The organism is Mucilaginibacter pocheonensis (assembly GCF_031456535.1).
GTDB classification, from domain to species: Bacteria; Bacteroidota; Bacteroidia; order Sphingobacteriales; family Sphingobacteriaceae; genus Mucilaginibacter; species Mucilaginibacter pocheonensis.
Genome location: NZ_JAVDUU010000001.1, coordinates 1448162 through 1464301 on the forward strand (window position 1 = coordinate 1448162; position 16140 = coordinate 1464301).

The 16140-nt window shown below is 43.7% G+C and carries 16 protein-coding genes; 9 read left to right on the plus strand and 7 right to left on the minus strand.

The genetic code is table 11. The features are described from left to right. Positions 1–33 precede the first annotated feature (33 nt). Complete coding sequence (locus J2W55_RS06045) at positions 34–378, plus strand: helix-turn-helix domain-containing protein (RefSeq protein ID WP_310093096.1); 345 nt, start codon at positions 34–36, stop codon at positions 376–378. Positions 379–853: 475 nt separating this feature from the next. Here J2W55_RS06045 and J2W55_RS06050 read toward each other — a convergent pair whose 3' ends face one another. Then, entirely contained in the window at positions 854–1471 is a 618-nt protein-coding gene (locus J2W55_RS06050) for a DinB family protein (RefSeq protein ID WP_310093098.1), read from the minus strand. A 1-nt stretch (position 1472) separates the two neighbouring features. After that, entirely contained in the window at positions 1473–2216 is a 744-nt protein-coding gene (locus J2W55_RS06055; RefSeq protein WP_310093100.1) for an isocitrate lyase/PEP mutase family protein, read from the minus strand. A 347-nt stretch (positions 2217–2563) separates the two neighbouring features. Between J2W55_RS06055 and J2W55_RS06060 the strand changes: the two genes are divergently transcribed. Then, positions 2564–3055 carry a cytochrome P460 family protein gene (locus tag J2W55_RS06060; protein ID WP_310093102.1) on the plus strand — a complete coding sequence of 164 codons (492 nt, stop codon included), beginning with the start codon at positions 2564–2566 and terminating at the stop codon, positions 3053–3055. 172 nt (positions 3056–3227) lie between these two features. Here J2W55_RS06060 and J2W55_RS06065 read toward each other — a convergent pair whose 3' ends face one another. Next, on the minus strand, positions 3228–4130 hold the full coding sequence (locus tag J2W55_RS06065) for a helix-turn-helix domain-containing protein (protein ID WP_310093104.1): 903 nt from the start codon (positions 4128–4130) through the stop codon (positions 3228–3230). 563 nt (positions 4131–4693) lie between these two features. Between J2W55_RS06065 and J2W55_RS06070 the strand changes: the two genes are divergently transcribed. The 3 genes from J2W55_RS06070 to J2W55_RS06080 all read left to right on the plus strand — a co-directional run bounded on the left by J2W55_RS06070 (position 4694) and on the right by J2W55_RS06080 (position 8133). Continuing rightward, positions 4694–5509: an SDR family NAD(P)-dependent oxidoreductase gene (locus J2W55_RS06070; protein WP_310093106.1), complete on the plus strand. Its 816-nt coding sequence runs from the start codon at positions 4694–4696 to the stop codon at positions 5507–5509. 57 nt (positions 5510–5566) lie between these two features. Then, positions 5567–6460 (plus strand): helix-turn-helix domain-containing protein, encoded by an 894-nt coding sequence (locus J2W55_RS06075; RefSeq protein ID WP_310093108.1) that lies wholly within the window; start codon positions 5567–5569, stop codon positions 6458–6460. A 398-nt stretch (positions 6461–6858) separates the two neighbouring features. Further along, on the plus strand, positions 6859–8133 hold the full coding sequence (locus J2W55_RS06080; protein WP_310093111.1) for an alginate lyase family protein: 1275 nt from the start codon (positions 6859–6861) through the stop codon (positions 8131–8133). 194 nt (positions 8134–8327) lie between these two features. On the opposite strand, the gene J2W55_RS06085 is transcribed toward J2W55_RS06080, so the two are convergent. Next, on the minus strand, positions 8328–10310 hold the full coding sequence (locus J2W55_RS06085; RefSeq protein ID WP_310093113.1) for an HRDC domain-containing protein: 1983 nt from the start codon (positions 10308–10310) through the stop codon (positions 8328–8330). Positions 10311–10428: 118 nt separating this feature from the next. After that, entirely contained in the window at positions 10429–10803 is a 375-nt protein-coding gene (locus J2W55_RS06090) for a hypothetical protein (RefSeq protein WP_310093115.1), read from the minus strand. 258 nt (positions 10804–11061) lie between these two features. Here J2W55_RS06090 and J2W55_RS06095 point away from each other — a divergent pair, with 258 nt between their 5' ends. After that, positions 11062–11967 carry a VOC family protein gene (locus J2W55_RS06095; protein ID WP_310093117.1) on the plus strand — a complete coding sequence of 302 codons (906 nt, stop codon included), beginning with the start codon at positions 11062–11064 and terminating at the stop codon, positions 11965–11967. A gap of 20 nt (positions 11968–11987) precedes the next feature. Here J2W55_RS06095 and J2W55_RS06100 read toward each other — a convergent pair whose 3' ends face one another. After that, positions 11988–12488, minus strand: coding sequence for a VOC family protein (locus J2W55_RS06100; protein WP_310093120.1), 501 nt, complete (start codon positions 12486–12488; stop codon positions 11988–11990). Positions 12489–12542: 54 nt separating this feature from the next. Between J2W55_RS06100 and J2W55_RS06105 the strand changes: the two genes are divergently transcribed. Together J2W55_RS06105 and J2W55_RS06110 are read left to right on the plus strand one after the other, a co-directional pair. After that, complete coding sequence (locus tag J2W55_RS06105) at positions 12543–12932, plus strand: DUF1801 domain-containing protein (protein WP_310093122.1); 390 nt, start codon at positions 12543–12545, stop codon at positions 12930–12932. A gap of 7 nt (positions 12933–12939) precedes the next feature. Beyond that, positions 12940–13341, plus strand: coding sequence for a DUF5655 domain-containing protein (locus J2W55_RS06110; RefSeq protein ID WP_310093124.1), 402 nt, complete (start codon positions 12940–12942; stop codon positions 13339–13341). 77 nt (positions 13342–13418) lie between these two features. Here the strand turns inward: J2W55_RS06110 and J2W55_RS06115 are convergent, their stop codons facing one another. Beyond that, positions 13419–13985 (minus strand): dihydrofolate reductase family protein, encoded by a 567-nt coding sequence (locus tag J2W55_RS06115; RefSeq protein WP_310093126.1) that lies wholly within the window; start codon positions 13983–13985, stop codon positions 13419–13421. Between the two features lie 334 nt (positions 13986–14319). Between J2W55_RS06115 and J2W55_RS06120 the strand changes: the two genes are divergently transcribed. Continuing rightward, a complete protein-coding gene (locus J2W55_RS06120) occupies positions 14320–15978 on the plus strand; it encodes a D-arabinono-1,4-lactone oxidase (protein ID WP_310093128.1) in 1659 nt (552 codons plus the stop codon). Positions 15979–16140 lie beyond the last annotated feature (162 nt).

Genomic DNA, 16140 nt, shown 5'->3' on the forward strand with positions numbered 1-16140 from the left:
AAAAATAGCATCAAAACCACACACGAACCGTTTATGGAAAAACTAACATTTGAGCAACTTCCTCAAGCCGTAAGCCTCTTATTGGAAAAAGTCCAGCGAATTGAAGCATTATTAGAAGGGCAGCAAAATCCGGCCATCCCTGAAATGATGGACGTGTCCGAAGCGGCGGATATCTTAAAACTTTCCGTTGCTGCGCTCTATTCCAAAGTTTGCAGGGGCGAAATACCGTATTATAAACCCGGTCGAAGGCTATACTTCAAGAAAGATGAATTAGTGGCATGGATGTCCAAAACCCGGAGAAAACCCAATTTTGAAATAAGGCAGGAAGCCGAAGAATATTTAATAAAAAAACGCCCCGCAAGGCGGTGGAACCGATGATAAGGGCCGAAATACCTGCAATAAATCCTTGCAATTATCGCTTTTTTTGTATCTTTATACCATAGCATTTGCAGCTATACCGAACCGCTATTTTAGGCCATAAACGGCAAGTGAGTAGCTGGTGAGTAGAGAGCAAAAATTCATTAAAAAACCGCGTTTAAAGCATATAGAGCAGGGGGTTACAAGTGCCTCCCTCACCGCTGGGAAGATAATCAAAAAGAAAAAGCCGCTAAATCATACGATTTAGCGGCTTTTTCTTTTTCTTAACTTTTCGCGAAAACTCAAAACGCGATTGGTTATTTTATTCTGACATAGAGGATATACCAATCGCAATGATAAAATGTTTATTACTGTCCCGCGTGATCGATACCAGCGCTGTGAAGTTTGATGCGCAGCGCAAAGGCTGATATCCGATGGGGACAAACACTGGTTACGCCCGGAACCTTGACTAAGCCTACTCAAGCCCGTCAGCTGATCAATGTTTTGGAAAATCCGGGCTGGCTTTAACTTCGTCGATCTGCTGCGTGTGCCGGTTGCTGTGCGCCGCGATCAGTAGGATGTACTGATAGCTGTCATAAGTGCCAATTGGCAACACGACGATATGGTTGCGCAGGTCCACTTTTGTGCTTTCAACTAAGGCAATCAGTTTTTCACGTCCCATTTTGAACGCAGCTAAAGCTTCCGGTACGGTCTTGTAAGGCGAATTGACAGGTTCGAGCGCGGCGAAGGTTTTGGATTTATGCGTACGATCCTCCACGGCTTTGATCAGGTCATCGTCGCCGAACTTGATCTCCGTTCTTTTTTCAGGATTTGCCGGTTGGGTTAACGCGGGGCTGGCCATGGCCCAAAGCTCTTTTTCTGCGGCTGCGATATGGTTAACGCATTCGGCTACGCTCCATTTATCGGCAGCCTGTTTAAAATTTAACTGAGCTTCGCTTAAGCCTTTTACGGCATCAAAAACACCGGCTTCGGTCTGTTTTAACAATTGGATTGCTTTTTCTTTTTCCGCGGGGGTAAGCTCGTTGGTTGTTTCTTGCGCGTAGCCCTCATAAACGGTAAGGCTTAATAAGGCCAGGATAATTATTTTTTTCATATTAAAATAAAGGGGTTAATGATTGGGTGTTGTTCACTGCTGTAAGTGTTTCCTCTAAATTTCGGTAAGTAGCACGGTAAACCAAAACCGCCATACTGATTCTTTTCACGCCGGCATTTCCCAATGATTCAACAGTGGCCAACTTTGGGTTACCTACAATATTGACCGGTAAGGAAACAGCTGCCGTGATCTCTTTGATCACAGCGGAATCGCCGATGCCGGTCACAAAAAGACTGTCCGCGCCGGCCTCCTGGTAAAGTTTCGCCCTGCGGATAACGGTGTCTAAAGGTTCGGGCAATTTTTGTAAAAATGCGTCGGTACGGGCATTAATAAAAAGCTGCTGGCCGGTTTTGATCAGGTAATTTTTGATGCCAGTCAATTTACGCAGATAAACTGCCTTGCCTTCGGCATCTTCTAAGTTGATGGCGGCAACGCCGAGATCGAGCAGTTGTTGGATATGATTGTTAATGACCGCCAGGTCGTCGCTATAGCCACGTTCAAAATCAACTGATAAGGGGATACTTATGGAGGCTTTTATTCTCCGGATGATATACAACAGTTCTTCGAAAGGAATTTTTTCACCATCCGGATAACCCAGGGAGTCTGCGATGGCGCCGCTGGAGGTCGCTACGGCCGGGTAACCGGCAGCTTCGATAAGTTTGGCGCTTTTTGCGTTCCAGGCGTTCGGTAATAAAAACGGAAAGGCCTGATAATGTAACTGGTAGAATGTTTCGTATAGACTCATAGTCAAAGCTATTGCAAAATTCCGGTTACGACAGGGTGTGATTTAGACATCTTGACGGGTTGATTTGGATGCAAGAGTGGTTTATCTGCTATATATCCAAAAGTCCAAATAAAGATAAATCAAAAAGCCGAAGATATATTCTTCGGCAACCGGTAGCTATCGGGTGTTTTGACTTGTGTTCCAATGCTGCTGTAAGGCGGACGGGCTCGTTTAGCAAAACTAATACGATACATAATTGTGCTAAAGTAAAGTTTACAAGTGTTACCTGCCTTTTAAAGGTGAGATTGGCATAATGTGTTTATTACCAAATATCTGTAGATTTGATAGAGCCAATTGAACCCAAACCAATGAAAAAAATAATTATAGTGAGCTTGCTGAACCTAATGATTATTATGATGTATTCATTTAGTCGGGCCGAAAAGAAACAGCCAGAAGGCATTTTAATTCCGGAAGGTTACCGGAATTGGACGCACGTGAAAACGGCTGTCAACAATCCCACTTTTGCATCACATTCCGGGTTTCACCATATATATGCCAATCCAAAAGCTATGGAGGGCTATAAAACCGGTCGGTTTGCCGATGGCTCTATCATCGTGTTTGACGTATTGGAATCCCTCCCTCAGAAAAATGGTGATATTTATGAAGGCAAAAGAAAGTTAATAGATGTAATGGTTAAAAATAGCTCCCAATTTAACGAAACGGGGGGCTGGGGATATGAAGAGTTCGTTTACAGCGATAGTGTAACTACAAAGGCGCTGCACCCAACAAAAGAACAATGTTTTAACTGTCATAATACCCGAAAAGCAAGTGATTTCATTTTTAGTAATTACAGGAGCTAAAAGAACAGGATTTTTAATATCCAGTAACACCCTGCCTGGCAAGATCACGCTTTTGAGATGCTGTTTAACTTGTGAACGTTACATGACTGAAAAACCTTATTTTAATACATTCTTTGAAGGATTTTTTCAAACGGCAAAATAGTGGGTTTCCGGCAGGATAGAACAAGGTATGTTAATTTAAACTTCGATACTCATTTGGGGTATGCCCAACCCGTTGTTTGAACAGACGGACAAAATGCTGCGGATATTTAAATCCGAGTTCATATGCAATCTCGCTGACAGTTTTGTCTTTGTCGAAGATCCTGTCTTTAGCAAAATCGATCAGTTTATAATGAATGAACTCAAGCGCGGTTTTGCCGGTTTCTTTTTTTACCAGGTCACCAAAATAGTTTGGCGATAAATGCAGCTGGTCGGCACAATAAGCAACTGATGGCAATCCAATCACTTTGGGTTTTTCAGATGCATAAAACTCATTCAGCAGAAGATCAAATTTTAGCATTATCCCCTGGTGAACCTGGTCACGCGTAACAAATTGGCGGTCATAAAACCGGACGCAGTAGTCCAGAAACAATTCGATGTTTGAAATGATCAGCCGTTTGCTGTGTTTATCGATATTACGGTCTAATTCATAGTCAATTTTGGAAAAACAATCTAACACAATGTTTCTTTCGCGTAGTGAAATATGCAGCGCCTCGTTTGACTGATAACCAAAAAAGCTGTACTCGTGAATACGTCTGCCCAGAGAAGAGCCATGTATCAGGTCGGGATGAAAAACCAGACCATATCCTTTGGGCTTGTAAGGCCGTCCGTTGCTGGCGACACCGGCTAACTGGCCGGGCCCGAAGAACACCAGGGTTCCTTCCTGGTAGTCATATGTATTTTTGCCATATATAAGATCGCCGCAGTCTACATCTTTTAAAAAGATCGTGTAAAAACCAAAATAAGCCATGAACGTTCCGCCTTTCCTTTCGGCCGCTTTCGAAAAGTCGACAACGCTAACCAACGGGTGCTTAGTTTCATTTCTATTAAATGCGTTGTACTCGCTGATCGTATTGAACCTTAGTATATCGTTCATTCCTAATATTTTACTTACTCAAAGATATTGTTTTATTTATCGCCAGTCGCCCGCCTGTTGTCTGATCGGTGAAAATGGTATACATATCTGTACTCTGTATACCATAAAGGCAGGCAAAAGACGGGACCTTGCATTCAATACTCATAAAAACGCACGAAAACCAAGTTTCAGGACCTTATTTTTGAAGCTTAGTTATTGAACTGCTATCTTATTATGCTAATCTCTTAAAGCAGCAAACACGTCAGGATTCCTCCGCTTCGCCGCAAACCGGTCAATCCCGGAGAGGCAGTTTCTTTACCGGGGGAACCTTATCGCAAAAGCTGCGCAGGCTGAAAACCTGGCATGCTGGCTGTAAATTTTTCAGCGTATTGATCCCCCGGGACCGCGACGACGATTGGGCAGGTCAGTTATAGCTTACAGATCGGGTTTGTTAGCGAGATTAACGCCCATTCAAGCAAAGCAGTTATTGTAAAAATGTTTCATTATTGCCGACTTTTGTATCATAATACCTACCAGGAATTGGCGGAGATTTGTCATCGTATTAAGATTAAAGACATACGATAATGACAAAGACAATTTTTATAACAGGCGCTTCCCGTGGTTTTGGCAAGATTTGGGCCGAAGCTTTTTTAAAACGCGGCGATAGGGTAATAGCAACGGTAAGGAATCCTGATTCTTTGCACGAACTGGCCAACGAATATCCTTCAAACTTACTGGTACTGCAACTTGATGTTACTGATAAAGTAGCTTGTGTAGATGCGGTGGCAAAAGCAAAGACACATTTCGGCGCTATTGATGTATTGATAAATAACGCCGGTTATGGACATATGGGCGCTATTGAAGAGTTGGAAGAACAGGAGATCAGGACACAGATAGAAACTAATGTGTTTGGCTTACTGTGGATTACCCAAGCTATCATACCAATTATGCGTGAGCAGAAATCCGGGCACATTATACAACTTTCAAGCGCGTTAGGTATAGTCGCATTTCCAACCTTTGGCATATACAGTGCTTCAAAGTTTGCTGTTGAAGCGATAAGTGAATCGTTAGCGGCTGAAGTAAGCGGATTCGGGATCAAAGTGACCATACTGGAACCGAATGGCTATTTAACCGATTTTAATGCTTCTATCGCACAAAGCAAACCAATAGCCTTGTATGATGATGTAAGAGCGGCACTTCAGGCTTCCAATAAAGCCGAAGACTGGGGTGTACCGGAAGCCACGGCTGATGCTGTGCTTAAGCTGGTTGATACGGAAAAACCTCCGTTAAGATTACTTTTAGGTAAAGCAGGTTTTGAGTGGATTAAATATGTTTATGCTGAACGCATGAAAACCTGGGAAGAATGGTACGACGTCTCTGTTGCCGCTCATGGAAAATAAAAAGCTAAATTTGCAGGGCCCGGTTAGCCGAGTCCTGCTTTCTTAAAAACCTGATTTATGATTCATTTTGATAAAATAAGTAGTTTTAACCAGGCTCTTAAAGTAAACCCTCCGGAGCATCCTTTGTTCTGCATTTCATATGGCGGTAAAGATAATTATGGGGGTAATGAAGTGGAATTCTCTGCCGACTTTTACATCATCGGGTTGAAAAAATTTGAATCCGGTAGTATATATTATGGTAAAACAAAATATGACCATGACAGGGGAAAGATGTTTTTTATCAAACCACGGCAAATTATTGCTTGCAGAAACATCAGGTTGGAAGAAGATAGTTTTTTTATTGTTGTGCATGAAGATTTTTTAGCTGGAACCGCTCTTTATCATGAAATAAAAAAGTACGGTTACTTTGATTATGAGGTTAGCGAAGCCTTGTATCTTTCGCCAAGCGAAGAAGAAACTATCTGGGACCTGGTGTATACCATGGAAAAGGAATATCACAACAACACCGATGATTACAGTAAGACCATCATATTGAGCCACCTGGATACCCTGCTTAAATATGCACAGCGTTTTTACAAAAGACAGTTTATTAACCGCGCTGAATTAACCGGAGCAATAGCTACGAGGTTCAATACAATACTTGCTGCTTACTTTAAAGAAAGACAGATAAAAGAATCCGGACTACCAACTGTAACCTATATGGCTGAGAAATTAAATATTTCTCCCCGCTATTTGAGTGATCTGCTTAAGCAGGAAACCGGTAAGACCGCTTTGGAACTTATCCATCTTTATTTAATGTCGGAGGCAAAGAACTTATTAACAGAAGGGAAAATGAATGTCTCTGAAATTTCCTTTTCGCTTGGTTTTGAAAACGCGACCTACTTTTCGCGTCTATTTAAAAAGGAAGTAGGTATTTCACCAAATAAGTTTCGTGATCAACTTTTAAATTAACATGTACGTTGCTCGGTTCTTGTTATTACCAGCATTTACTGTATGCAAAGCCAAAAGTGCCTGACCCGGCTCGAAGTAGTTTATTAGTTATTTACCGCTCAAGGTTTTGTTTACTCATCCGCATAGCTTGTTCAAGCATACCCCTGAAAATCCGGCAAAAGATGATCCTGAATTATTTTTGCTGCCCCATCAACTTGGAATTACCGAGGATGCATTCCATTTTTTTACAGTGTTAACGGCAAAATTTCCTACCTTCCGGTCAAGAGTATAAAACTGCCGGTTGTTTTATGAAATTTAAAAGAATCATCTTTTGTCGATATATATATACTCTCCTTTAGTGTGCGTACACGGGCTTCCAACATAACTTTGCTTACAACTACTATATGATAAACAAAAAAATGAAAAGAAAATCAATTCAAATAGCCATGTGTGCCATGGTCGTATTTTGCGGATGCAGCAAACCAATATCTGGTGAAAGCCCTGCTAAACCCAATGGCGATATTGTAGCAGGTAAAAACGTAAAGACACTTTCTTTGGGCGCCGTTACAACCATCGTTCACCCCGGAATGTTGCATTCGGCGGCTGATTTTGCCCGGATGACGGCCAAAGTAAATGCAGGAGCACAACCCTGGCTCGACGGCTGGAATAAGCTGGTTGCTAATGGCCATTCCTCTCCCAATTATGTCCCCCGCCCGGTAGATACCATTGTACGCGGGAGGGCAGCAAGCGGCAGGGGCGAGAATTACATACTGGCTTGCCAGGACGCGGCTGCGGCTTATCAGAATGCATTACGTTGGAAAATTAAGGGCGATACGGCCTGCGGTGCTAATGCGGTAACTATTATGAATGCCTGGGCAGCAAAATGCAAATTTATCGATGGCGACAGCAACAAACAGCTTGCGGCGGGGCTACAGGGCTATCAATGGGCCAACGCGGCTGAAATTATGCGCGGCTACAGCGGCTGGTCGGCATCTGGTTTTACCGCCTTTAAAAACTTTTTGCTTAATGTGTATTATCCCGTATCAAGCGATTTCCTGATAAGGCATAACAATACATGCGGAACACATTACTGGCTAAATTGGGATATGTCAAACCTATGTACCGTGTTGGCCATTGGCATTCTTTGTGATGACATCAGCAAAGTAAATTATGCTATAAATTATTATCAGCACAGTGGTGTTGGTACGGCGTACATAGGACGTGTAATAACGGCCACCTATCCAAACGGGATGGACCAGGCACAGGAAGCCGGAAGAGACCAGGGACATGCTACTATGGAAGTTCCGCTGTACGGCACTTTTTGCCAGATGTTGTATAACCAGGGGCAAAACTTTTTCGACTATAATCCGTGGAGGCATATTAACCCGCCGTTGTTAGGGGTGAGCGAATATATAGCTGCGTACAATATCAATACTACCAACATAGTTCCATATACAACCTATAATAACTGTGAAAACTCCAACCAAACCGTTATTTCAAGTGGAGGCCGGGGCAACATACGCCCAGGTTGGGAACTTGTTTATAACTATTATGTTAAAGTAAAAGGGAAAACGGCTACTTATACCTCCCAATTTGCAACTAAAGTGCGCCCCGAAGGTGGCGGCGGTGATTATGGGGGTAACAGTGGCGGCTATGATCAATTGGGCTTTGGCACTTTAACCTTTTCCCGTTAATAATTAAAATTAAGCAAAGCAGACACAAAAGCTTTATCATAACTGATAAAGCTTTTGTTTTTATTAAATTACAAGGATATGGAACAACTTATACCTAAGTGTTGTACCTCCATATGGCCAGTATACATTTTACGTTTTCAGACGGTTACCGTATGATAAAAGCTAATATTACTTAGCCGATAGAAGCAACCGTTTCAAAATAAACTATTCTGCGAAAAAGTGCCTTCCAGCTTTTGCTGATAATCCCGGATCAGTCGAATCAACACTGGTCCGTATTGCGAGGTTTTGGACGGGCCAACGCCTTTGATGGCACTTAACGCTTTAAGCGTACCCGGTAATTTTTCGGCGATAGTTGCGGCAGTCTTTTCTGACAAGACCATACTGGGCATGATCTTTTCGTCGACCGCCTGCTTTTCCCGCCAATCCATCAGGATATCAAAAAGTTCTTCGTTAGGTTTAGCGTTCAATAACTTTACATAAGAAACATCCGGCGCAATCTTCCCTTTGGCTTTGAGCTCCAGATAACCGGTTGTATAAAATTCTGTTGTCGCAAAGTGTGTCATCATAGCTACCCGTGTCATCAACCAACTGATCAGTTCATCGGCTTTGGCCGCCTTTTCTTTTGATGTACCCACTAATGTGGGTAATTGTAAATGCAAGGTTTCTATAATGTGCGTCAATTTCTCAAGGAAATAGGCAGCTGCGTTCTGGCTGCGTTCCGGTTTTAGCTGCCTGATAAATTTTGCGGATACTTCAAATACATTTTTACCAATATCAGGTAACAGACTTTCAAAGCCTTTGATCTTTTTTTCAAATGGCTTCATATCAAACAGTTCACTGAGCAAGAACAGCCGGTAATTTTCCACGGCAAGCACCAAACTCGTGGCATCCGGCTCAGCGGCTTTGGCCTTTTCGTTAAAACGGGCTACGGCAGGGTCGCCGATGATATTGTTTGCAGTGACCGGATTACGCAGCACCAAACCTGATAGCGTGCGGCACCGGCTTAATGCCACATAAGCCTGGCCGTGCGCAAAGGCTTCGCTCACATCAATGATCGCGCGGTCAAAGCTCAAGCCCTGGCTTTTATGGATCGTGATGGCCCATGCCAGCTTCAAGGGTATTTGCGCAAAGCTGCCGGCATTGGTTTCATTAATTTCATCGTCCTGCAAAGCATATTTCACATTCGTCCATTCCAGTGCCTGTACCGCTATTTCGGTTTCACCACAAAGCACATGAACCGTATCACTTTCAAGTTTAACAACGGTACCGATCTTACCATTATAATATTTCTTTTCGGCAGAGCTGTCGTTTTTGACAAACATGACCTGTGCGCCCACTTTTAACCTTAATTCCGTCTCCGTAGGATAAGCATCCTTTGGAAACTCACCGCGAATGATGGCCTTAAACTCCTGTTCCGTTCCGGGCAGTGCCGCTAAGAACTCCGCGTTCAATTGTTGTACAATGCTGTTATGCGTGGTGAGTGTAATATAAGGTTCCTCAGCTGTCGGCGTAAAATCCGGCCTGTACCGTTCATTTAACAAAGCAAGAGTTTTCGTGCTCATGCGTTGATCACGTATTTCGTTCAAAATATCCACAAATGCCTGTTCCTTTTGCCGGAAAACTACATTCAATTCGATACGAACATAAGGTGTTTTTTGCAGGGCCAGGCTGCTAAAAAAATAAGGCGTAGCATAATAGCGGCCCAGCATTATCCATTCTTCGTCCCGGATGATCGGGCTTAACTGCGAGAGGTCGCCGATCAACAATAGCTGTACGCCGCCGAATGGCTGGCTGTTCATTTTTACATTGCGCAGCACCAGATCTATCTGATCGAGCACATCGGGGCGTACCATGCTCACTTCATCGATTACCAATAATTCCAAACAGGCCAGCAATTCCAATTTTTCATCGCTGTAGCCTCGTTCCGGCTGCGCCTGTCCGCCGGGGATCAGCGGTCCGAATGGCAGTTGGAAAAAAGAATGGATCGTCATTCCACCCGCATTGATCGCCGCTACACCCGTTGGCGCAATAACCGCCAGTTTCTTGCGGGTATGCTGCCGGATGTGTTGCAGTAGGGTGGTTTTGCCGGTACCTGCCTTGCCAGTCAAAAATACCACCGTATTGGTGGTTTCCACATAATCCATTACCAATTGCATCTGCGGGGTCAACGTATTCATCCCTCGTAATATCTGTTTAATTAATGAAAGTTCCGGCCTTTGTGGAAAACATCCCAGCCATCTGAGGAAACGGATGCCGGCTATGATGGAACTTTATTCAGGAGACCAACAAACAAACTTAATGCCTAAACATAGCTGCGCTTTTTGATGTCACTTTTCCAATCCTTTGATCCCTGCGTGAAACAAGTTCGCAAAGCTGTATCGCCGCGCTTTCAAAATCGTCGTGATTGTCGCTGAGCAGCAGCCAGGCCGTATCAAATCCTTCGTCGAACACAAAATCGGTGATGACCGGTATCTCTGCTTTCAGGCTGGCATGATCTTCCCGTCTGGTCGAGATCCAGATGCCGTTATGTTGCGGGTTCTTGCTAACCTTTCGGAAGATCAGTACAATCTTTTGATCGAAATAAATATAAAACATTCCAATAGCCGGCTTGACAACTATACCAGCAGGCAGGTAATCCAGCAGGAAGTCAAAGGGCATTGTTTTTTTCATAATTTTTAAATGAGCACGCAATATAGTTTACCGGAAGGAAAAATAAAGGGCTTTTCATTTAGTTTTACAATCTGATCATGAGTTGAATATTGTCGCAATGTGCCCCCTAAAATGTCCCTGATACCCCTGACCTGGTGATAAAAAACTGTTTAATTTTGAGGTAGTTAAGTAAAAACAGATTATCGCCGGTGGCGTTATCTGTCAAAACAATTAACGCTTACGATTTTTAACTATATATCCACACCAAAATTATTACCTATGTTACCCATCAAGCCACACATCTGGTTCGACCAGGACAAAGCCAAAGAAGCTGCCGAATTCTATGCCACTTTAATACCTGATTCGGCTGTAAATTATGTTAGCCATTTTCCTATGCCCGGCGGAGAATGCGAAGTAGTTGAATTTACTCTGGCCGGCCAGCCATTCCTTGGCATTAGCGCCGGGCAAGGGTTAAAGATCACCCCGTCTATTTCCTTTATGATTAATTTTGATCCCACGCGTGACCCTGACGCAGCCAGGCGCATTGACGATGTTTGGAGCAAGCTTTCAGAAAACGGACAAGTGCTGATGCCGCTGGACCGCTATCCTTTCAGCGAACGTTATGGCTGGATAAGCGATAAGTACGGCGTCTCGTGGCAACTGATACTGACCAATCCAACTGGCGAAGAGAGGCCGATGATCGTTCCGTCGCTGATGTATACGGGCCAGGTGGCCGGCAAAGCTAATGAAGCTATTGACTTTTACTGCTCGGTATTTAAAGGCAGTAAACGCGGTACTACGGCCACACGGCCGGAGGATATGGGACCCGATAAAGCCGGTACACTGCTGTACGCTGATTTTTACGTCGACCAAACCTGGCTGGCCGCTATGGATAGCGCGCACCCGCACGGTTTTAGTTTTAATGACGCGGTGTCGCTACTGATCCCCTGCGAAACGCAGGAAGAGATCGACTACTATTGGTCGGCGCTTTCTGCTGATGGCGAGCCCGGACAATGTGGTTGGCTGAAAGACAAATACGGCGTATCCTGGCAGGTTGCATCAACAGTTATGTTCCAGGCGCTGAAAAACGGGAACCCCGAACAAATTGCGCGCGTTACGCAAACTTTTATGACAATGAAGAAAGCTGACATCGCCGCCCTGCAGCGGGCCTATGATGGCCAGTGACCGGAAGCGGGGTGATGCTGTTATTTAGTAGTTAATTTACCCAATTTGGCATATTCCACATCATTGGGCTCCCATAACTCAATCTTGTTACCTTCGGGGTCCATCAAATGTACAAAATTGCCATAACTGGCTTTCTCTACTGAATCGGTCGGCAGGATGCCGGCCGATTTGAGATTGGCCAATAAACGGTTCAAGCCTTCCACGCGGTAATTGATCATAAACTGCTTATCAGAAGGCTGAAAATATTTTGTTGTTTCTTTAAAGGGCGCCCATAAAGTAAAGCCTTTCTTAGTGCTGTCCATACCCTGGTGCCATTCAAAGTTTGACCCGTATTCACCCATTTGCAGGCCCAGGTTTTTGCTGTACCAGGCCTTCAGCGCCGCGGGGTCTTTGGCTTTAAAGAAGATACCGCCTATACCCGTTACCCGCGGGCCGGTATTTACCGGCTGGCTCAAACGGCTGACACCATAACCAAGCAGGAAAGAAATAAGCAACAATACAGCAAGGATGAGTTTTTTCATAACGTATCAATTTGAACCTAAAGATAATCAATCGATTTTGCTTATTTTAGTTCCATGAGCATTATGGAATTCATCAGCACAGCACCCGAAGAAAGACAGGTGTTTTTAACCACACTGCACGAGACGATCGTGGCGAATGACCCAACTGTTATACCGGTTGTGAAACCTATGATGGGTAAAGAAATGATCTTGTACGAGGAACGAAGCTATATGAAGTACGGGCTGGCCAGTACCAAGAGTCATATATCGTTGCATTGCCTGCCCATGTACATGAACCCGGCCTTGCACGAGAAGTTTCAAAAACTATTGCCAAACGCTAAATTTCAGAAAGGCTGTATCAATTTTAAGGATGAAGCCGCTATGCCGGTAGCAATCCTTGCCGGGGTGATTGCCGATTGTTCTGCCGTCAATATCGCAGAGGTGCTGGAAAAACGTAAAAAATAGATCGCCTGTGAGTTGGACCTGTCCAAAATGTGAGCGGGAATTGCCGAAACCCGAGCAGCGGCATTATTGCGCGAGGGTTAGCCTTGACAGTTTGTTCGCGGGGCGGCCGGCTGAACTGGTGGTTGTTTTTGATAAGATCCTGGCAGAAGTAGCGGATTGGGAAGGCGTACTTGTTGGCACCACCCCGAACTGTATCGTTTTTACCCGGCGGCTAACCTTCCTGGTGATCCGGCCTATGAAAAAGGAACTGGACATCAAGTTCTATTCAAAAGTGCCGCATCCTGAAAAGCCAGTACTTAAAAGTGTTGCCTCAGGTAATAAGTACGAGAACCATATTCGTATTGCGCTGCTTGATGACCTGCGTCCGGCTTTGTTTATTTACCTGCGCGAATCGTACCAGTTATTATAGCCAGCATGTTCGACCAGACTCGTACTAATCAGGTTTTTGTTGTTTTTAACTCCCCAGCAGTGCGGCTTAACCCCAGGCTAAACTGGCAGATATTTATTGAGTATTTTTCCATTTTTGTAAACGATTGAACTGTCTAATTTCAGCTGTTTTTTCTCCTTGAAAATTGAAAGTCCGTTCCCTATGGCAACCGGGTTCCTGATAATAAAATACTCATCAATAAGGTCCTGGCTTATCAGCGAACTTACAAAATTGGCGCCGCCATAAACCATAATATCTTTGCCCGGCTCTTTTTTCAGCGCCTGTATTACAGTAGCAAGGTTGCCGTTTTCAACCTCTAAGTTCCTGCCGGCAATGGTTGTTTGTGTGCGGCTGAAAGCAATCTTACGCATATTTACCATCCGCTGTGCTAAAGATTGTTCCACGCTGTCGGGCTGGTTGTCTACTACGTTTTCCCAGTGATCAATGAATTCCCGGGTCATTTTGCGCCCCAGCAAAATGGTATCGCAGCTGTCGGCCAATTCAATTGCTTTCCTGAAACCAGCTTCGTCCCTTTCGCCGGTTATCCACATCCAGTCCAACTGGCCTTCCGGCCCGGCTACAAAACCATCAAGGGTCATTTGTACCTGTAATTTTAATTTTCGCATAATAATTTGTTTTTAAAAATGTTTGCGTTTTTTCTATCACAAATATCTGTAAACGGTATATGATAGTGGGGGTGTAATCACGACAAAACAGGAGGCGACTTGCGTAAAAAGAATGACGTTTTTGATCGCTCAAAATCAAATATGTCAATTAATTCTTTGCAGATATCTCCTTTAATAGGTATAAAAATATTAATAAATAAAATTTACAGCCTTATATATAGTGTTTAATTAAAGGTAAAATAGGTATTGTATTATTAATGAATATTTAATAATAATATTTTTTGCGATATTAAATAATTAATAGTTAAATTGCGTTAACATAAACCTTTAAACAATGGATACTATAATTGTAAATGGGGCAACCTACTGGTTGCCCGAAAGTAATGCTGATGTCATTACCCTGATAAATGACGCGTCAAACAACAACGAGATCGTTTGCGTTCGCGGCTCGGGCCACTCATTCCCGTTAATTGGAGACCTCGAAACAGAGCAAAAATCATCAACCGGAAAGACTTACAAGTACATCATGCTGGCTAAAATGTATGGTGTGGAAATGCTTGATGCCGACACTGTGAAGGTACAGGCAGGTTGCCACCTCGGCCCGGATCCCTATGATCCTACAAAGATCTCTACCCTTCAAAATTCCTTATGTTATTATTTAGATAACTTAGGTACTGCCACAGGCAACCCTTCATTAAATCGCTCACTACCCGATCTGGGCGGCATAACCCATCAAACCGTCGGCGGCTTTTTGTCAACTGCTTCCTCCGGTGGTTCAACTCAATTTTCCTTTGAAGATGCAATAGTGAGCGTTGACGTAGTTACCTGCCAGGCCGGCCAGGGCGCTGCAGTAACTACTTTTACAAAGCCCGCTTCAGGCAATCTTGATGACCCTTTTTATGCGGTAGGTATAGCTTCAATGGGCTTGTTCGGTGTTATTGTATCTGCAACATTTAAGTGCATACCACAGTTTTATATCCAGGGATCAGAAACTATTGAATATGCAGACAAATGCTCGCTGATCAACTTGTTCGGAAATTCACCCGAGTTACCAAACATGCAGACTTTTTTGGAGCAAACCCAGTACACCCGTTTAATGTGGTGGCCGCAGCAAAATCATATCCAGGATCTGTCGCGAATGGTAGTTTGGCAGGCAAGCCGTACAGACCAGGCCGGCGCCGCTGCTTACGCAAAACACGCTTATGAATTAATGGGTGAACCTCCATCATCAGACGGGCTAAAACCTTATGAAGAAGTGCCTTATATTTTGGACAACCCCGTTCCTGCCAATGCAGCTGCCGGTCTTTTATACACGGCTATAGGTCAGTGGCCCACCTGGCTGCAAAAACTTTTACCCGATAAACCTTTAGAATATGAAATTATAAAAATTTTGGTAGAGACTAATTATGCAACAAAGATCTTCCCCTCTATTATGGACATTTTTGTTACTGTTGACACGCCTACAAATAAAAACAAGGGGCCGCAGTTGTTTTCAGATCGGTGGTATACAGGTTTACCTATGGATAACCAGATGAGCGATAAGCTGATGCCGGTTTGGTTTACAGAACTATGGATAGATATTAACCAGTCGGAGCAGGTAATGGATACACTGAAAGCTTATTATGATGCCCAGCCCATAACTATAGATCTTAGCTTTAGTTGTGAAATTTATGCGGCCAGGCGTAATGATTTTTGGCTCAGCCCTTCATACCAGCAGGATGTAATCAGGATTGATGTGTTTTGGTTTGGCTATAACCAGGGCGATCCGGCAACATTTTACCAAAGTTTTTGGGATTTGTTAGCGCCATTTAATTATCGCCCGCACTGGGGCAAATACATTCCCGACACTGTCGGTGGTACATCAGGTGTAACCTATTTAGCTGATAAGTACCCAAAATGGAACGATTGGATGAATTTAAGGAATACAATGGATCCTCAGCAAATTTTTGTAAACGATTACTGGCGCTCAAAACTGGGGATTCCTATAGGGTAGTTGTTTATTACTTTTCGATAAAGCAAACAAATAAAGCGGCGATAGGGCCGCTTTTTTGTTTGCCTATAACGATGCTTAGACATGTGGTGCCGATGCTTTTAAAACCGTAGCAAGATAGCCTTTCGAGGTTAGCGTTTTACGTTGGCGGTGGGTTAACTTTTC